The organism is Streptomyces sp. NPDC032745, from assembly GCF_055579465.1.
The window spans coordinates 127,148-145,319 of record NZ_JBVING010000004.1; the positions used below are offsets into that span (position 1 = coordinate 127,148).

Annotated in this window: 17 protein-coding genes; 8 read left to right on the plus strand and 9 right to left on the minus strand. The window is 71.7% G+C overall.

The genetic code is table 11. The annotated features are described in order from the left end of the window. The first annotated feature begins 16 nt into the window (after window positions 1–16). From ACZ5WG_RS11850 to ACZ5WG_RS11865, 4 genes are all read left to right on the plus strand, one after another. Window positions 17–979: a metal ABC transporter substrate-binding protein gene (locus ACZ5WG_RS11850; RefSeq protein ID WP_468722474.1), complete on the plus strand. Its 963-nt coding sequence runs from the start codon at window positions 17–19 to the stop codon at window positions 977–979. 23 nt (window positions 980–1,002) lie between these two features. Then, entirely contained in the window at window positions 1,003–1,794 is a 792-nt protein-coding gene (locus ACZ5WG_RS11855) for a metal ABC transporter ATP-binding protein (RefSeq protein ID WP_468722475.1), read from the plus strand. Then, on the plus strand, window positions 1,794–2,660 hold the full coding sequence (locus ACZ5WG_RS11860; RefSeq protein ID WP_389409607.1) for a metal ABC transporter permease: 867 nt from the start codon (window positions 1,794–1,796) through the stop codon (window positions 2,658–2,660). The genes ACZ5WG_RS11855 and ACZ5WG_RS11860 overlap by 1 nt, the downstream gene beginning before the upstream one ends. A gap of 107 nt (window positions 2,661–2,767) precedes the next feature. Next, complete coding sequence (locus ACZ5WG_RS11865; RefSeq protein ID WP_468722476.1) at window positions 2,768–3,205, plus strand: Fur family transcriptional regulator; 438 nt, start codon at window positions 2,768–2,770, stop codon at window positions 3,203–3,205. A 6-nt stretch (window positions 3,206–3,211) separates the two neighbouring features. On the opposite strand, the gene ACZ5WG_RS11870 is transcribed toward ACZ5WG_RS11865, so the two are convergent. The 5 genes from ACZ5WG_RS11870 to ACZ5WG_RS11890 form a co-directional block, all read right to left on the minus strand. Continuing rightward, entirely contained in the window at window positions 3,212–3,757 is a 546-nt protein-coding gene (locus ACZ5WG_RS11870) for a YcxB family protein (protein WP_468722477.1), read from the minus strand. Between the two features lie 97 nt (window positions 3,758–3,854). Continuing rightward, window positions 3,855–4,679 carry an isoprenyl transferase gene (locus tag ACZ5WG_RS11875; RefSeq protein WP_468722478.1) on the minus strand — a complete coding sequence of 275 codons (825 nt, stop codon included), beginning with the start codon at window positions 4,677–4,679 and terminating at the stop codon, window positions 3,855–3,857. 11 nt (window positions 4,680–4,690) lie between these two features. Continuing rightward, window positions 4,691–5,437, minus strand: a complete 747-nt coding sequence (gene recO / locus ACZ5WG_RS11880) for a DNA repair protein RecO (protein WP_030162779.1) — start codon at window positions 5,435–5,437, stop codon at window positions 4,691–4,693. Between the two features lie 86 nt (window positions 5,438–5,523). Then, complete coding sequence (locus tag ACZ5WG_RS11885; RefSeq protein WP_468722480.1) at window positions 5,524–7,107, minus strand: nucleobase:cation symporter-2 family protein; 1,584 nt, start codon at window positions 7,105–7,107, stop codon at window positions 5,524–5,526. Between the two features lie 486 nt (window positions 7,108–7,593). Continuing rightward, window positions 7,594–8,289, minus strand: coding sequence for a TerB family tellurite resistance protein (locus tag ACZ5WG_RS11890; protein WP_266667189.1), 696 nt, complete (start codon window positions 8,287–8,289; stop codon window positions 7,594–7,596). A gap of 203 nt (window positions 8,290–8,492) precedes the next feature. Between ACZ5WG_RS11890 and ACZ5WG_RS11895 the strand changes: the two genes are divergently transcribed. Then, window positions 8,493–9,251 (plus strand): SDR family NAD(P)-dependent oxidoreductase, encoded by a 759-nt coding sequence (locus tag ACZ5WG_RS11895; protein ID WP_468722483.1) that lies wholly within the window; start codon window positions 8,493–8,495, stop codon window positions 9,249–9,251. Between the two features lie 58 nt (window positions 9,252–9,309). Here ACZ5WG_RS11895 and leuA read toward each other — a convergent pair whose 3' ends face one another. Beyond that, a complete protein-coding gene (leuA, locus tag ACZ5WG_RS11900; protein ID WP_468722484.1) occupies window positions 9,310–11,073 on the minus strand; it encodes a 2-isopropylmalate synthase in 1,764 nt (587 codons plus the stop codon). 365 nt (window positions 11,074–11,438) lie between these two features. Here leuA and ACZ5WG_RS11905 point away from each other — a divergent pair, with 365 nt between their 5' ends. The 3 genes from ACZ5WG_RS11905 to ACZ5WG_RS11915 all read left to right on the plus strand — a co-directional run bounded on the left by ACZ5WG_RS11905 (window position 11,439) and on the right by ACZ5WG_RS11915 (window position 13,630). Then, the gene (locus ACZ5WG_RS11905; RefSeq protein ID WP_468722485.1) at window positions 11,439–12,503 is read left to right on the plus strand and encodes a M4 family metallopeptidase; all 1,065 of its coding nucleotides are present in this window, start codon (window positions 11,439–11,441) and stop codon (window positions 12,501–12,503) included. A 28-nt stretch (window positions 12,504–12,531) separates the two neighbouring features. After that, on the plus strand, window positions 12,532–12,801 hold the full coding sequence (locus ACZ5WG_RS11910) for a protealysin inhibitor emfourin (RefSeq protein ID WP_468722487.1): 270 nt from the start codon (window positions 12,532–12,534) through the stop codon (window positions 12,799–12,801). Window positions 12,802–12,958: 157 nt separating this feature from the next. Then, window positions 12,959–13,630 (plus strand): class I SAM-dependent methyltransferase, encoded by a 672-nt coding sequence (locus tag ACZ5WG_RS11915; protein ID WP_468722488.1) that lies wholly within the window; start codon window positions 12,959–12,961, stop codon window positions 13,628–13,630. Window positions 13,631–13,748: 118 nt separating this feature from the next. Here the strand turns inward: ACZ5WG_RS11915 and era are convergent, their stop codons facing one another. The 3 genes from era to ACZ5WG_RS11930 all read right to left on the minus strand — a co-directional run bounded on the left by era (window position 13,749) and on the right by ACZ5WG_RS11930 (window position 18,145). Next, on the minus strand, window positions 13,749–14,699 hold the full coding sequence (gene era, locus ACZ5WG_RS11920) for a GTPase Era (RefSeq protein WP_037635384.1): 951 nt from the start codon (window positions 14,697–14,699) through the stop codon (window positions 13,749–13,751). 959 nt (window positions 14,700–15,658) lie between these two features. Next, window positions 15,659–16,966, minus strand: coding sequence for a WxL domain-containing protein (locus ACZ5WG_RS11925; protein WP_468723036.1), 1,308 nt, complete (start codon window positions 16,964–16,966; stop codon window positions 15,659–15,661). Between the two features lie 108 nt (window positions 16,967–17,074). Continuing rightward, complete coding sequence (locus ACZ5WG_RS11930; protein ID WP_468722490.1) at window positions 17,075–18,145, minus strand: GlxA family transcriptional regulator; 1,071 nt, start codon at window positions 18,143–18,145, stop codon at window positions 17,075–17,077. Window positions 18,146–18,172 lie beyond the last annotated feature (27 nt).

Genomic DNA, 18,172 nt, shown 5'->3' on the forward strand with positions numbered 1-18,172 from the left:
GATGAAAATGGATGTCATGAACGTACGCCGCCTCATACCCGCAGCCGCCCTCGCCGGAGCCGTCGCCCTCGGCGCCACGGCCCTCACCGCCTGCTCCGGAGCCTCGGCCGCCGGAGGCGGCAAGGACGGCAAGCTCGGCGTCACGGCGTCGTTCTACCCGATGCAGTTCCTGGCCGAGCAGATCGGCAGGGACCACGTGAAGGCCGCCACCCTGACCAAGCCGGGCGTCGAACCGCACGACCTGGAGATCACCCCGAAGCAGACCGGGCAGCTCGCCGAGTCCGACGTGGTCCTCTACCTCAAGGGCCTGCAGCCCGCCGTCGACAAGGCCGTCGCCCAGTCCGGCGTGAAGCACGTGGTCGACGCCGCCACCCTCACGAAGCTCGAGGTCCACGGCTCCTCCGGCCACGACCACGCCCACGAGGGCGAGGGCCACGACCACAGCCACGGCGAGGCCGGCGAGGACCCCCACATCTGGCTCGACCCGGTGAAGTACGCCGAGGTCGCCAAGGGCGTCGGCGCGGCCCTGGAGAAGGCCGACCCCGGGCACGCGGCCGACTACCGCAAGAACACCGACGAGCTGGTCGGCAAACTGACCGCGCTCGATGCGGAGTTCAAGGACGGCCTGAAGAACACCGCGTCCAAGACCTTCATCACCACGCACTCCGCCTTCGGCTACCTCGCCGAGCGCTACGGCCTCGACCAGGAGGGCATCTCCGGCGTCGACCCCGAGTCCGAGCCGAGCCCGGCCCGGATGAAGGAACTCCAGGCCGTCGCGAAGAAGGACAATGTCTCGACGGTGTTCTTCGAGACCCTGGCCAGCGACAAGACGGCCCAGACGCTCGCCGCCGACACGGGCCTGAAGACCGACGTCCTCGACCCGCTCGAGGGAATCACCGACAAGTCCCAGGGCGCTGACTACTTCGAGGTCATGCGGTCCAACCTGAAGAACCTGCAGAAGGCGCTCGGTAGCAAGTAATGGCAGTAACGGAGGCGCGTGCCATGGAGTCCCAGCCCGCCGAGGCGGCGGACCAGCCCGTCATATCCCTGCGCGGGGCCACCGCCTCGCTCGGCTCGCGCCCCGTGCTGCGCGGGGTCGACCTCACCGTCCGGCGCGGCGAGGTCGTCGCCCTGCTCGGCGCCAACGGCTCCGGCAAGTCCACGGCCGTACGCGCCGTCGTCGGCCAGGTCCCGCTGTCCGACGGCGAGCTGGGGTTGTTCGGCACCGACTTCAAGCGCTTCCGCGCCTGGTCGCGCATCGGGTACGTCCCGCAGCGCACCACCGCCGCCAGCGGCGTCCCGGCCACCGTCCGCGAGGTCGTCTCCTCCGGCCGGCTCGCCCGCTCCCGCTTCGGCATCCTCCGCAAGGCCGACAAGGCGGCCGTCGAGCGGGCCCTGGCCCTCGTCGACATGGGCCCGTACGCCGACGCCTCCGTCAACGCCCTCTCCGGCGGCCAGCACCAGCGCGTGCTCATCGCACGGGCGCTCGCCGTGGAACCCGAACTGCTGATCATGGACGAGCCGATGGCCGGCGTGGACCTCGCCAACCAGGAGGTCCTCGCGAACGCCCTGCGCGAGCAGGTCGCCGCCGGCACGACCGTCCTGCTCGTCCTGCACGAGCTGGGCCCGCTGGAGCCGCTGATCGACCGCGCCGTCGTCCTGCGCGACGGCTGCGTCGTCCACGACGGCGCACCCCCGGAGGCCGTGGGCCAGCACGCCCTGCCCGGCCACGACCACGTACACCCCCACGCGGCGCACGACGCCGAGCCGCTCCGGACGGGACTGCTGAGCTGATGGACCTCCTCACCTACGCCTTCATGCAGCGGGCCCTCCTCGCGGCCGTCCTGGTCGGCGTCACCGCCCCCGCGATCGGCACGTACCTCGTGCAGCGCCGCCAGGCCGTCATGGGCGACGGCATCGGGCACGTGGCCATGACCGGTGTCGCGCTGGGCTTCCTCCTCAACGCGAGCCCGGTGTGGATGGCGACCCTGGTCGCGGTCATCGGCGCGGTCGGCATGGAGCTGATCCGCTCCCGGGGCAAGACCAGCGGCGACATCGCGCTCGCCATGCTCTTCTACGGCGGCCTGGCCGGCGGCGTGATGATCATCAACCTGGCTCCGGGCGGCTCGACGGCCAATCTGACCAGCTACCTCTTCGGCTCGATCACCACGGTCTCCGCCGAGGACGTCACCGCGGTCGTGATCCTCGCGGCGTTCGTGATCGCCGTCACCCTCGGCCTGCGCCGCCAGCTGTTCGCCGTCTGCCAGGACGAGGAGTTCGCCCGGGTCACCGGCCTGCCGGTGCGGTTCCTGAACCTGCTGATCGCGGTCACCGCCGCCGTCACCGTGACCGTGGCCATGCGGATCGTCGGCCTGCTGCTGGTCAGCGCCATGATGGTGATCCCGGTCGCGGCGGCGCAGCGCGTCACCCGCGGGTTCACCGCCACCCTGTCGGTGGCAATGGTGATCGGCGTGCTGGTCTCGCTCTCCGGCACGGTCGCGACGTACTACATCGACGCCCCCTCCGGCGGCACCATCGTGCTGCTCGCCATCGGCGTCTTCATGGTGATGACCGCGCTGTCCACGCCGCTGGCCCGGCGCAGGGCGAATGCGGCCCGCGCCGCCGAAGAGGTCTGCACGCGCGATGATGTGAAGGTCTAGGGGTGTCCGGCGGATCATGGCCGGGCCCGGCCATGATCCGCCGGGCCATCCCCTGAGGGAGTCGGCCGCCTGGCACAATGGGCCGAGGCCGATACGAGGAGGAACCGGTGGCGACTGCGCCTGGCGAGATGAATACCGCGCCAGTACGAGGACGATCCACCCGGCAGCGGGCAGCCGTGGCGGCGGCGCTGGACGAGGTGGACGAGTTCCGCAGCGCCCAGGAGCTGCACGACATGCTCAAGCACCGCGGTGACTCCGTGGGCCTGACGACCGTGTACCGCACCCTCCAGTCGCTCGCCGACGCCGGCGAGGTCGACGTGCTGCGCACCAGCGACGGCGAGTCGGTCTACCGGCGCTGTTCCACCGGGGACCACCACCATCACCTGGTCTGCCGCAAGTGCGGCAAGGCGGTCGAGGTGGAGGGCCCGGCGGTGGAGAAGTGGGCGGAGTCGATCGCGGCGGAGCACGGCTTCGTGAACGTCGCCCACACGGTGGAGATCTTCGGCACCTGCGCCGACTGCGCGGCCGCGGACTCCTCAGCCTAGATCCGGCTAGATCCGGCGCAGGTTCGCGTCCAGGATCGCGCGCAGCCGGTCGACGTCCGCCGGGTCCTGGACACCGCGCTTGGGCAGGACCGTCATGGCCACCGCCCCCTTGTCGTCGCTGAGCATGACGAACGCGCTGTCCGTCTCCACGTACCTCGGCTGCGCGGCCCAGCCGATGCGCGTCTCGGAAGCCGCCGTCGCCGCGAGGACACCGGATCCATCGACGACGGTGCGGCACTCGCCCGCCTTCTCCAGCAGCCCGCCGAAGGCCCGAGCCTGGATCCGCGGGCTGAACAGCGCGAACGTCCACATCACCGCTGCGGCGGCGAGGAAGCCCGCGCCCCTGGCGGCGGAGTCGTCCCGCGCGATCGCCGACACGCCCATGATCAGTGCGAGTGTCCCGGCGACGGGGAACAGCCACCGCCTGCGGCGCCCGGCCGGCGTTCGGGAGTCCCTCGCGCGCACCGCGTCCGCGAGATCCGCCGTGGTGGCCCGGTAGACGAGTACGACCGCCTGCTCGACCGGCTGCACCGCTTCATCGTTCATGCTCATGACAGCGGACCCTACAGTCGGAGCGGATTCCGGGCGGTCACCGTCCGGACCCGGCCCGGACCACGCTCCCGTGCCCGTGACACGGGAGCGTGGAGGATCAGGCCGTGGCGCCCGGTTCCGCCTGGTTCGGGACCGCGCCGCCGAAGCGGCGGTCCCGCTGGGCGTACTCCAGGCAGGCCCGCCACAGGTCGCGGCGGTCGAAGTCGGGCCACAGCACGTCCTGGTAGACCATCTCGGCGTACGCGCTCTGCCAGATCAGATAGTTGGAAGTGCGCTGCTCACCACTGGGGCGCAGGAACAGGTCCACGTCCGGCATGTCCGGGTAGTACATGTACTTCGCGAAGGTCTTCTCGTTGACCTTCGACGGGTCCAGCCTGCCCGCCGCCACGTCCCGCGCGATCGCCTGCGCCGCGTCCGCGATCTCCGCGCGGCCGCCGTAGTTCACGCAGAAGTACAGCGTCATCGCGTCGTTGTCGACGGTCTGCTCCTGGGCGACCTGGAGCTCCTGGACGACCGACTTCCACATCTTCGGCATGCGGCCGACCCAGCGGATCCGGATTCCCAGCTCGTTCATCTCGTCGCGGCGGCGCCGGATGACGTCCCGGTTGAAGTTCATCAGGAAGCGGACCTCGTCGGGCGAGCGCTTCCAGTTCTCCGTCGAGAAGGCGTACAGGGAGAGGTTCTTGACGCCCATCTCCAGGCAGCCCTTGAGCACGTCGAGTACGACGCCCTCGCCGACCTTGTGGCCCTCGGTGCGCGGCAGGCCGCGCTCCTTGGCCCAGCGGCCGTTGCCGTCCATGACCACGGCGACGTGGTTCGGGACGAGCTCGCCGGGGATCCTCGGCGGGCGCTCACCGGACGGGTGCGGCTCGGGAACCTTGTACTCCCGGCGAGAGCGTCCCAGAATCCCGCGTCGTGCCATGTGCCCAGCTCCTATTTCTCGACGTATCGCAGGGAGCGTAGCCCGCGCTCCAGATGCCAGTGCAAATAGGCGGAGACGAGCCCGCTGCCCTCCCGCACGTACCGCGCCTCGCAGGCGTCCGCATGCCCCCAGTCGCCCGTCAGCAGCGCGCTGAGCAGGGCGATGGCCTCAGACGAGGGTACGACGCTGCCGGCCACCCGGCAGTCCCCGCAGACGACCCCGCCCGCGGCGACCGAGAAGTGCCGGTTGGGGCCGTGGATCCCGCACTTCGCGCAGTCCGTGAAGCTGGGCGCGTAGCCGTTGACGGCGAGCGAGCGCAGCAGGAACGCGTCGAGGATGAGGTTCGGCTCGTGCTCCCCGCGCGAGAGCGTGCGCAGGGCGCCGATCAGCAGCAGGTACTGCTGTACGGCGGGCTCGCCCTCGTTCTCGGTGAACCGCTCGGCGGTCTCCAGCATCGCGGTGCCGGCGGTGTAGCGGGCGTAGTCGGTGACGATGCCGTTGCCGTACGGGGCGATGATCTCGGTCTGGGTGCACAGCGGGAGGCTGCGGCCGATCAGCTCGCTGCCCCGGGCGAAGAACTGCACGTCGGCGTGGGAGAAAGGTTCCAGCCCGGCGCCGAACTTGGACTTCGTCCGGCGCACCCCGCGGGCGACGGCCCGCACCCGTCCGTGGCCTCGGGTCAGCAGCGTGATGATGCGGTCCGCCTCACCCAGCTTCTGGGTGCGCAGCACGATGCCGTCGTCGCGGAACAGACTCATGCGCCCATTGTCGCCTGTGCGGGCACAGTGACGGCCCTCCGCCCGGACACGGGTCCGGGCGGAGGGCCGTCACCCCCTTGGGAGGGTCAGGAGGCGGGCGGGGCCTGCTCGTCCGCGTCCGCCTTCGGCGCTGCGGCGGCGACCGCGGTCACGGCGGCGCCGACCGTGGCCTCGGCCACCGTCTCGGCCTCAGCCGCCGTCTTCGCCCCGGGAGCCCCGGGGGCCTCGCCCGCCTCGTCCGCCGCGTCCGCCGCGGTGTCGGCAGGGCCCACCGCCTGGGCGGGCACCACAGCCGCCACGGCGCTGTGCGCATCGTCCTTGCCCAGACCGTTGAAGATCAGGTTGAGCACGATCGCGGCCGTGGCACCGAGCGTCACGCCGCTGTTGAGGAGCGAGGAGAGGTCCGCGTCCATGTGGTCCTTGAAAAGCACCGGGACGGTGGCCGGGAGCAGCGCGAAGGCCAGGGAAACACCCACGACCAGAGCGTTCTTCTCCTCCTTGAGGTCGACCTTGGCCAGGGTCTGGATGCCCGCCAGGGCCACCATCGCGAACATCACCGTCGCCGCGCCGCCGAGCACTCCGTGCGGGACCGCGGCGACGACCGCGGCGGCCTTCGGGATCAGGCCGAGCACGATCATGAAGACGCCCGCGGCGACCACGACGAACCGGCTCTTGACCTTGGTCATGCGGACCAGGCCGACGTTCTCGGCGAAGGCCACGTACGGGAAGGAGTTGAGGACGCCGCCGAGGGCGGTCGCGGCGCCGTCGGCGCGCAGTGCGCGGGCCACGGTCTCGCTGTCGATGTCCTTGCCGACGATGTCGCCGACGGCGTACGTGTCACCGGTGGTCTCGACCATGGTGATCAGCATGACGATGAGCATCAGCAGGATCGGGAACCAGGCGAACTTCGGTGCTCCGTAGTGGAACGGGGTGGTGATGCCGATCCAGTCCGAGTTGCCCACGTCGCCGAACTTGGCGTCGCCCAGCAGGAAGGCGACGGCGGTGCCGCCGACCAGGCCGAGCAGGATGGAGATGCTGGAGAGGAAGGGCTTGCCGAGCTTCATCAGGACGAGGATGAAGAGCATCGTGCCGCCGGCGTACGCGAAGTTCTTCGGGTCGCCGAAGCCGGGGCTGCCGACGCCGCCCGCGGCGTCGTTGAGACCGACGGGGATCAGCACGATGCCGAGGACGGTGATCACCGTGCCGGTGACGACCGGCGGGAAGAGCCTCATGATCGTACGGAAGGCCTTGGGGGGCAGCCAGGCGAAGGCGAAGGTGGCGATGCCGGCCGTGATCACCGCGCCGTAGATGACGAGCAGGCCCGCCGTTCCGCCGCCGGCTCCGAGCCCGATGGCGATCATCGGGGAGACCGCGGTGAAGGTGACGCCCTGGATCAGGGGCAGGCGCGCACCGATCCGGCCGATGCCCCACGCCTGGATGATCGAGGCGATACCGCAGGTGAACAGGTCGGCGTTGATCAGGTAGACCAGCTGCTCGGTGGTCAGGCCGAGGGCACCGCCCACGATGATCGGGACGATCACCGCACCGGCGTAGAACGCGAGTACGTGCTGGAAGCCGTACAGCGCGAGCTTGGGGAGGGGGAGCACCTCGTCGACCGGGTGCGTGCTGGGCTCTCCGCTGTCGGTGAGCCGGGCGGCGACACGTGCCATCTCTGCCTTGCCCTTCAAGAGGTAGGTAATCGAGAGGAATCTGGTTATCCCTGGGCGGAGTGGGTCGCTATCCCGTTGGTCCGCCAGGGTTGTCAGTGCGTTCACGTGAATCGAAGCCCCGCTGTGTTACTGGCGGCGTCTCGTCGTGTGACCGGAATTGAACGCCTGTGGGGGTGCTCACAGATATCGTGGACTTCCACAAAGTGTTGACGTCTGGGGATGTCAGATCTGTAGGTATCTCCAGTGGCGGATGTCTCCGCAAGGGCGTAAAGCCGGCCGCCACGCAGCCCGTACGTGCAGGTCACGGGCCCGTACGGGTGTCCAATGGGTGGACGGCCGAGGCCGGAACATGCGAATCCCCCCTTCACGCAGCGTGTGAAGGGGGGCGTATTCAGCCGCACGAGGCCGGATCGTTACCTCGGCGAAGGCGTACCGAGCCCGTACCGAGGCCGTACCGAGCCCGTACCGAGGCCGTTTCGGCCAGGGTTACGGCGCCCGGACCGCCGACAGCAGCCGGGTCACCTCGTCGGAAGCCATCCGCAGTGCGGCGCCCACCGTGGCGAGCACCTCGCGCTCGGCGGGGGTGTACGGGCCGTCCGCGAGGGCGATCCGGGCGCCCTGCAGCAGGATCGATTCACGCCCGGGCGCGGCCAGGTGCGGAGCCAGCGGTTCCAGCGCCTCGTGGAGCTCTATCGCCAGCGCGGCGCCGCAGCATTCGGGGCCGTCGTACAGCCCGAGCCGGCCCTCGTCGGTGGCGAGCGCCTCCACCAGGGACTCCAGCTGCTCCTCCGTGCAGTCCTGGAAGCCCGCCGCCCGTACGGCCGACACGGCGGCCTCCAGCGCGCCGCGCGAGGCCGTTCCGCCCGCCGCGAGGACGGCCAGCGTCACGGTGTGCACGGCGTCGCGCAGCAGCGCCGAGAAACGGGTGGTGGTCAGGTGGTCGAGGACCTCGGTCTCGAAGCGCTCCCGGCAGCCCTGGCACTCGATGACGGGCCCGGCCGCCCCGCGCGGCAGCAGCGGGACACCGAGGACGGTGAACCGGCGGCGCCCGGTGCGCCTGCGGTAGTTGCGGTCACCACCGCAGTCGGGGCAGAAGAACTCCCCGTCGCCCACGGTGCTCCAGGTGGTACGGATGCCCCAGACCGTCAGCTTCCGGCCGTCCCCACCCCGAACTGGCAGCACGTCGCACCTCCGTCACTCCCCCGTGGCCCTGCGGGCACGGGCGGGAACCCCAGGCAGCTTCGCCGGGTTGGCGTGATGTTAGCCACATCGGTGAGGATGCGTCAGTCGTGTGACAAGACAACATGTCCCGCCGCCCGGACTTGGCCGGTCTGCATCCCTGCCGCCGTGCCCGCGGACGTCGCGTTTTCCCTACGCTCGCCCGCGTGAAGAACAAATCCTGTCTGGTCACGGGCGCGGCGAGCGGGATCGGCCGGGCCACCGCCCGGCTGCTGGCCCGCTCCGGCGCCCTCGTGACCGCGGCTGACATCAATGGCCCCGGCCTCGGGGAACTGCGTACGGAACTGGCCGCCGAGGGGTACGACATCACGGCCGTGGCCGGTGACGTCGCCGATCCGGAGGCCAACCGCGCGATGGTCGGGGCCGCGCTCGGGGCGTACGGGCGGCTCGACGTCGCCGTGGCGAACGCCGGAGTGCTCCCTCTTTCGGATGTACGGGAGACCAGCCCGGACGACTGGGACCGGGTCATGGCGATCGACGGCCGGGGGATGTTCCTGACATGCAAGTACGCCATCGAGGCGATGCTGGAACAGCCGGACCCCGGCGGGGCGCTGGTCTGCGTGTCCTCGGTGTCGGGGGTGGCGGGGCAGGCCCGGCAGGCGGCGTACGGGCCGGCGAAGTTCGTGGCGTCGGGGCTGACGAAGCACCTGGCGGTGGAGTGGGCGGCGCACGGGATCCGGGTCAACGCGGTGGCCCCCGGCACCATCCGTACGGAGCGGGTGCTGGCGCTCAAGGACGAGCCGGGCGGCCCCGAGTACCTGGCGGAGGTCTCCGCGGCCCATCCGATGGGCCGGCTCGGCGAGCCGGAGGAGGTGGCCCGGGTCATCGCCTTCCTGGCCTCCGACGCGGCCTCGTTCGTGACGGGCGCGATCCTGCCGGTGGACGGCGGCTACCTGGCCCGCTGAACGGCGCGGCCCCGCCCCTCCGGGTGGAGGGGCGGGGCCGGGGCTGCGAGGTGACGGGTCAGCGGCCTGCGCGGTTGACGGCGGAGATGACCGCCTTCAGGGAGGCGCGGGTGGTGTTGGCGTCGATGCCGATGCCCCACAGGACACGGCCGTCGATCGCGCACTCGATGTACGAGGCGGCCACGGCGGAGGCGCCCTCGCTCATGGTGTGCTCGGTGTAGTCCAGCAGGCGGGCGTCGACGCCGATGCCGGCCAGTGCGTCGAAGAAGGCCGAGATCGGGCCGTTGCCGGTGCCGTTCAGGACCGCCTCCACGCCGTCCACGACCGCCTCGACGGTCAGCGTGTCCGTACCGTCCTTGTCGGTGGCCGTCGAGCCCGAGCGCAGCTGGATGCGGCCCCACGGGTTCTCGGGGTTGGGCAGGTACTCGTCGCTGAAGACGTCCCAGATCGCCTTCGGCGTGACCTCGCCGCCCTCGGCGTCGGTCTTGGCCTGGATGATCCGGGAGAACTCGATCTGCATGCGGCGCGGCAGGTCCAGCTTGTGGTCGTTCTTCAGGACGTACGCGATGCCGCCCTTGCCGGACTGCGAGTTGACGCGGATGACCGCCTCGTAGGAGCGGCCGACGTCCTTGGGGTCGATCGGCAGGTACGGGACCGCCCACTCGATGTCGTCGACGGTCTTGCCGGCGGCGGCCGCGTCGGCCTCCATGGCGTCGAAGCCCTTCTTGATGGCGTCCTGGTGGGAGCCGGAGAAGGCGGTGTAGACCAGGTCGCCCGCGTAGGGGTGGCGCGGGTGGACCTCCATCTGGTTGCAGTACTCGCTGGTACGACGGATCTCGTCGATCTGCGAGAAGTCGATCTGCGGGTCGATGCCCTGGGAGAACAGGTTCATGCCCAGCGTGATCAGGTCGACGTTGCCGGTGCGCTCGCCCTGCCCGAACAGGCAGCCCTCGATGCGGTCGGCGCCGGCCATCAGGGCCAGCTCGGCGGCGGCGACGGCGGTGCCGCGGTCGTTGTGCGGGTGCACGGAGATGCAGATGTGCTCGCGGCGGGTCAGGTTGCGGGCCATCCACTCGAAGCGGTCCGCGTGCGTGGACGGCGTCGAACGCTCCACGGTGGCGGGCAGGTTCAGGATGATCTCGCGGCCCTCGGACGGCTGCCACACGTCGCAGACGGCCTCGCAGACCTCCAGGGCGAAGTCCAGCTCGGTGTCCGTGAAGATCTCCGGGCTGTACTGGTAGCCGAAGGTGGTCTCCGGGCCCAGCAGCTTCTCGGCGTACTCCATGACCAGGCGGGTGCCGTCGACGGCGATCTGCTTGATCTGCTCCTTGGAGCCGCGGAAGACGACCCGGCGGAAGGTCGGGGCGGTCGCGTTGTACAGGTGCACCGTGGCGCGCTTGGCGCCGATCAGCGACTCGACGGTCCGCTCGATCAGGTCCTCGCGGGCCTGGGTCAGGACGGAGATGGTGACGTCGTCCGGGATCGCGCCCTCTTCGATGATGGAGCGTACGAAGGCGAAGTCGGTCTCGCCGGAGGACGGGAAGCCGACCTCGATCTCCTTGTAGCCCATGCGCACCAGCAGGTCGAACATCTCGCGCTTGCGGGCGGGGGTCATCGGGTCGATCAGCGACTGGTTGCCGTCGCGCAGGTCGGTGGAGAGCCAGCGGGGGGCCTTGGTGACGCGGGCGTCCGGCCAGGTGCGGTCCTGGATGTCCACCTGCTCGTACCGGCCGTACTTGTGGATCGGCATCCCGGAGGTCTTCTGGGTGTGGGTCGCGTTCGTGATGGGCGTGGGGCGACCGACAAAAGGCTGCTGGCTCATGGCGTTGGGCTCCTCGCGTGTCCGCGTGTAGTTCGCTGGGACGGCCGACGGCGGTCGTAAGAACCGCAACACCAAACTCCGCGGGGAGGGGGTCGGCCTACGACTACAGGCCCTCGCCGCGGCAGCTAAGGAGAAGCAGCCCGAAACGCATGATGGGCCGAGCCTAACCGAGCCGCCCCGTAACGCGAGGACCTGTTTCAGTATGCAAGACCCCGCTGTCCGATTTGTACCTAATATGAGGTACGTCTCATTGCTCCACTACAGGTCCGGTCGAACCGTCAACGCGGCGCGACGGCTTTCAGACAACTGAATGAATCATGGTTGCAGGTAGTGACACCGCCATGACCCGCTGCCACATTGCCGGGATGGATGCCTCCCACGCTCACCGCCACCCCGTCTTCTGCACGGTGGTCCCGCCCCACCTGCTCGACAAGATCGCCCAGTCCGGGGACACCCGGCGCGCCGACGCCGCCCAGCGCACCCTCGAACAGGACTCCCTCCTGCGCACCCGGCGCCGGGTCACCACCGTCCGCGGGATCGCCCCTGCGCTGGGGACGCCCGTCTCCGACGAGCCCCGCCGGACGATCTACGACGCCCAGCACCGCACCCGGCTGCCCGGGAAGAAGGTGCGCGGCGAGGGCGAGGCGGCGTCCAAGGACGCCACCGTCAACCGCGCGTACGCGGGGCTCGGCGCCACGTACGAGCTGTTCCTGAAGGGTTTCGGCCGGCACTCGATCGACGGTTCCGGGCTCGCGCTGGACGCAAGCGTCCACTACGGCGAGGACTACAACAACGCCTTCTGGGACGGGCAGCAGATGGTCTTCGGCGACGGGGACGGGGATCTCTTCCTCGACTTCACCGTGTCGGTGGACGTCATCGGCCACGAACTCACGCACGGGGTCACCCAGTACACGGCGAACCTGGAGTACCACGGGCAGTCGGGCGCGCTGAACGAGTCGATGTCCGACGTCTTCGGCTCGCTGATCAAGCAGTACTCGCTCGACCAGACGGCCGAGGACGCGGACTGGCTGATCGGCGCCGGCCTGCTCGGCCCGAACGTCAGCGGGGTCGCGCTGCGCTCGATGAAGGCTCCGGGCACGGCGTACGACGACGACGAGCTCGGCAAGGACCCGCAGCCCGCGACGATGGACGACTACGTGGACACGGTGCGGGACAACGGCGGGGTGCACATCAACTCCGGGATCCCGAACCACGCGTTCTACCTCGTCGCCACCGAACTCGGCGGCAAGGCGTGGGAGCGGGCCGGGCTGATCTGGTACGACACGCTGACGGGCGGCGAGCTGGCCTCGGACGCGGACTTCAAGGACTTCGCCCGGCTGTCGGTGGCCGCCGCGGTGGCCCGGTACGGGGACGGCGGCGCGGAGCACCAGGCGCTGCAGAAGGCGTGGTCGACGGTCGGGCTCGGCTAGCCGGCCCATCCGGGACGGAAAGGCGGGCATGCGGATTCTGGTGGTGCGCACGGGCGGTTTCGCGGGCATCGAGCGCCGGGCCGAGGTGGACACCTCGGGCCGGCCCGACGAGGACGAGTGGCGGGCCCTGGCCCAGCTGGCGCTGCGGCCCGTCCCGGCCGCGCCCGGGTCGGAGCGGGTCCGGGACGGGTTCTCGTACCGGATCACGGTCGACGGGCGGACGGTCTCCTGCCAGGAGCCGAACCTGTCGGAGGCGCAGCGGACGCTGATCTCCCGGCTGCTGAAGGAAGGCGCCTGAGCCGGGCGCCTTGGCCTTCGGACGGGTGGCCGGAACCAGCCCTCGGCGGTCGTGGGCTGGTTCCGGCCGGTTTGCCGGATCGGCAACAAGGTTTGCCCGGGCGGGCGGGGCGGGCGCAGCATCGGTCGCATCGGCACCCGTACCGGAAGAGGAAGCCATGACCAAACACACGCACGCGCACACGCACGCCCAGCACTCCGCCGCAGCCGGGGCCTCGGCGGGCGAGGAGTTCTGGGACGGCCGCTACGGCGAGAGCGACCGCATCTGGAGCGGCGAGGCCAACGCCATGCTGGTGCACGAGGTGTCCGGCCTCGCCGCCGGGCGGGCCCTGGACCTCGGCTGCGGGGAGGGCGCCGACGCCGTCTGGCTGGCCCGCCGCGGGTGGACCGTCACCGGGACCGACATCTCCGGGGTCGCCCTCGGCCGGGCCGCCGAGCACGCGGCGGACGCGGGGGTCGCGGACCGCGCCACCTGGGCGCGGCACGATCTGACCGAGTCCTTCCCGGAGGGGGAGTTCGACCTCGTCTCGGCCTGCTTCCTGCACAACTACGGGGACTTCCCCCGCGACCGCGTCCTGCGCAGCGCCGCCGCGGCCGTGGCCCCCGGCGGCACCCTGCTGGTCGTCGGCCACGCGGGCTGGGCGCCCTGGCAGGAGGACCGGGAGGAGGCGCACTTCCCGACGCCGCAGGAGGTCGTCGCGCAGCTGGAGCCGGTCACGGCGGGCTGGGAGGTCCTGCGGGCCGAGGAGACCGAACGGATCCAGAACCAGCCCGACGGTACGCCCGGGACCCGCACGGACAACGTGGTGCGGATGCGCCGGCCCGCCTAGCGGGCCGGAGCCCGGAGCCCGGAGCCCGGGAGGCGCCCCCGGCGCCGAGCGGTGCGAGGGGCGCGCGGGGCGCGTCAGAAGGCCAGCAGGGTCAGAAGGGTCAGAAGGGTCAGAAGGGTCAGAAGCCGAGCTTGCGCAGCTGCTTGGGGTCGCGCTGCCAGTCCTTCGCGACCTTCACGTGCAGGTCGAGGAAGACCGGGGTGCCGAGCAGCGCCTCGATGTGCTTGCGCGACTTCATCCCGACCTCCTTCAGCCGGGAGCCCTTCGGGCCGATGATGATGCCCTTCTGGCTCGGCCGCTCGATGTAGACGTTCGCGTGGATGTCCAGCAGCGGCCGGTCCGCCGGGCGGTTCTCCCGCGGGATCATCTCCTCGACCACCACGGCGATGGAGTGCGGGAGCTCGTCCCGTACGCCCTCCAGCGCGGCCTCACGGATCAGCTCCGCGACCATCACCATCTCGGGCTCGTCGGTGAGGTCGCCCTCCGGGTACAGCGGCGGGCTCTCGGGCAGCAGCGGCGCGATCAGATCGGCCAGCAGCTGGACCTGGGTGTCGCCGACCGCCGAGACGGGGACGATCTCGGCCCACTCGATGCCGAGCTCAGCGCCGAGCTGGTGGATCGCGAGGAGCTGCTCGGCCAGGGCCTTGGAGTCGACGAGGTCGGTCTTCGTCACGATGGCGATCTTGGGGGTCTTCTTGATCCCCGCGAGCTCCTTCGCGATGAACTTGTCGCCGGGGCCGAGCTTCTGGTCGGCGGGCAGGCAGAAGCCGATGACGTCGACCTCGGCCCAGGTGGTCCGTACGACGTCGTTCAGCCGCTCGCCGAGGAGCGTGCGCGGCTTGTGCAGACCGGGCGTGTCGACCAGTACGAGCTGGGCGTCGGGGCGGTGCACGATGCCGCGGACGGTGTGGCGGGTGGTCTGCGGCCGGTTGGAGGTGATCGCGACCTTGGTGCCCACGAGTGCGTTGGTCAGGGTCGACTTCCCCGCGTTGGGGCGGCCGACGAAGCAGGCGAAGCCCGCACGGTGCGGGCTGGTGGACTCGGGGGAACGATCGCTCATACGGGCCATTCTCCCCGATGCGGGTCCCAGCGCCGACCAGGCTGCCGCGACGAAGGCCAGGGCGCCCGCCAGCGCGGCCGTCAGCGGGGGCCTGGCGGAGTAGGACGTGGCGGCCCGGGCGACGGCTCCCGCGGCCTCGGCGCGCACCGTGACCTCGGCCCATTCGACGGCGGGCGGGTGCTCCCACCTGGTGCTCAGCCGGACTTCCTGGCCGGGCAGCAGCTCGGCGGGCAGCCCGGTGAGCTCGCGGCCGAGGAGGCGCCGGCCGAGGGCCCCGGAGGCGGAGAGAGTGGCGTGGGGACGCAGGGTGACGTTGCCGAGGTTGTGGAGCGTGTACGAGATCCCGGTCCCGGAGGCCCGCAGCTGCTCGACGGCCAGCGCCGGGGCGGTGGGACCGGCAACCCGCAGGTACAGCCGGGCGGCGACGGCCTGTTGGACGCCGATCCGCCGGGCGGGAGCGGCCGTGCTCTCCTCTTTCTCCTCCTCCTTTTCCTCGAGGGCGACGATGGCTCCGGGGTGGTCGCCCGGTTCCGCCCGGTCGGGGACGGTGAGGGTGAAGGCGACGCTCACCGCTGCGCGGGCCGGGACGGTGACCCGCTCCTGCGCGAGCCGCGCCCAGGCGGCGGTGGCGCGGCGCGGCTCGTAGGGGCCGCGGAGCGCGAAGCCGCCGTCGCGGGCGGTGTTGTACGCGTCGGCGGCGTAGAGCCGGAAGGTGCGGGGGCGGTCGGTGCGGTTGGTGACGGTGACGGCGTCGGTGACGGCCTGGCCGGGGGCGGCGGCGAGGTAGAAGCAGGGCCGCCGGGTCACTGCGTTCGCTGCGGGCAGGACGGACCACTGCCCGTTGTCGGCGGCCGCTGCCGCCCCGCCGGGCAGCAGCAGCACGGCTCCGCAGATCACGCCGACGACCAGTGCCACGGCCCTGCCGGGCGGGGAGGGGAACCGGGGCGGGACCCGCGGAGCGGGGCGGCTCACGAGAGGGTCAGGGTCAGGACCGCCCGGTACGCGCCCGGCGGGGTGTACGGGGGGACCGTGAGGGCGACCGTCGCGTCGATCGTGAACGTCCCGCCCGCCGGCTCCGCGTCCGGCGCCGACGCCAGCACCGCTCCCTCCGGCCCGACCACCCCCGCACTGCCCGCCACGCACCGGCTCGGGCTGCCCTCCGCGGCCGTGCAGGACGGGGTCCAGCTCAGCGAGGCCCCCGGGATCCGGACCCCGCCCGGGCCCGTGAAGTCCGTGACCTTGCCGATGAGCGACCACCCCGCCGGTCCGCCCCGCGCGTCCTTGACCGTGACCGTGCCGATCCGGCCGGGGGCCGCGCCGCCTTCCCCGTACGGGACCGCGCCCAGCGCGATCGCCTCGCCCGCCTGGGTCATGGACAGTGCGCCCGGCTCCACCACCGCCGTCATCTCCTGTGTCCGCGCAGGCGTGGCCGCGAGAGGCGTGGCCGCGAGAGGTGCAGCCGCGATCACCGTGTACGCCGCCGGCCCCGAGCCCTCCTGCGCCGACCACGCCGTGCCCTCGTACGCCACCACCGCCGTGGTCGCCCTGTCCGTGACCGGCAGCTCCGCCAGGACCTCGCCCCGCTGGTCCGCCGTGGCCGCCACCCGGTCCGCGGTCTCGGCGGCGCCCGCCCGGCCGGTCACCGTCACGGCCGCGCCCGGGGTGAAGCCGACGCCCTTGACCTTGACCTCGGCGCCCGGCTTCCCGTACGCCGCGCCCAGCGCGACCGACCGCAGGTTGGCCCGGGGCAGTGGGGTCGCGGTGATTCGTCCGGACACCGGCGCCCCGGTGACGGCGCAGGCGGTGTCCAGGTCCAGCAGGTGGCTGGTGTGCAGCGTGTAGCCGCCCGGGGCCAGGGTGATCCCGCCGGGCCCGGTGACGGTGAACGTGCCGGTCATGGTGACGGCGGGCAGCCCCGCACCTGCCTGGACGGGATCGTTCCGCTTCGCCCCCACGACGGTGACCTCACCGCTCTGCGCGCCCCCCAGCAGGATCCGCCCGGTCGGGGTCAGCACATCGGCCGGGAGTTCGGCGCCGAGCGGGTTCACGGCAGGCGTCCGGGCCACCTGGTACGTCACGGTGACCGTGTCGCCGACCTTCGGCGCCGGGTCGTCGACGGTGATCCGGGCCGTGGTCGCCCCGTCGGCGGGCGGGAGTCCGGCCTCCTGCGGCGGCATGCAGTGCGTCGGGAACTCCACCTGCCCGGACGGCGCCTCCCCTTCGGCGGCGGCGGGCGCGCTCAGCGCACCCCCGGTCGTGGCCGCGAGCACCGCCATGCCGACGGCCACCGACCATCTCCTGCTGCCCGCCCGTGTTCGCACGGCCCGCCCCCTGGGTTCCCTCGCGCCGACAGGGGGCCATTCACGAGCGGGATGCAGGAGAAGTCAATGCACGGACCCGGCATCAACTGATGGCCCATCAGGAGATGACAGGCTCCCGCCCTCTCCGGCACCCCCACCGGCACCCCCACCGGCGCCCTCGCCGACGCCGCCCGTCGCACGGAACGTACGCCGGTACGCCGTCGGGCTCACCCCCAGCGCCGCCTGCACGTGCTTGCGCAGCGACTGCGCCGTCCCGAACCCCGTCTCCCGCGCCACCTGTTCCATCGGCAGATCCGTCCGCTCCAGCAGCCGCCGGGCGCGTTCCACCCGCTGGCCGACGATCCACTCGCCGGGGCTGACCCCGGACTCCTCCCGGAACCGGCGCGTGAACGTCCGTACCGACATGGCCTCCTGCCGGGCCAGGTCGACCAGCCGTACCGGCTCGTGCAGCCGGTCCAGCACCCACGCGCGGGCCGCCGCAGTGCTGGCCAGCTGCGGCTGCGGCACCGGACGGTCGACGAACTGGGCCTGCCCGCCGTCCCGGTGGGGCGGCACGACGGTCCGCCGGGCTACGTCGTTGGCGACGGCCGCGCCGTGGTCGCGGCGCACGATGTGCAGGCACAGGTCGATGCCGGCGGCGACCCCGGCCGAGGTCAACACGTCCCCGTCGTCGGTGTAGAGCACGCCGGCGTCCACCCGTACGGCCGGGAAGAGCCGCTGGAAGTGCTCGGCGTGGGCCCAGTGCGTGGTGGCCGGGCGGCCGTCCAGGAATCCGGCGGCGGCCAGGACGTACCCGCCCGTGCAGATGGAGACGAGCCGCGTCCCGGGCCGGATGTGCGCGAGCGCCGCGGCGAGCTCGTCGCTCAGCCTGCCCTCCTCGTACACCGGGCCCAGCTCGTAGGAGGCGGGCACCACCACGGTGTCGGCCGTGGCCAGCAGTTCGGGGCCGTGCTCGACCTGGACCGCGAAGTCGGCGTCGGTGCGCACCGGCCCGGAGGCGAGGGCGCAGGTGAGGATCTCGTACAGCGGCTCCCCGGCGGGATCCTTGGCGCGGCCGAAGATCCGGTGCGGAATGCCGAGCTCGAAGGGCAGCAGCCCGGTGAGCGCGAGGACGACGACACGGTGAGGGGCCATGGCCCAATCGTATCGAAGGGTGTCGGT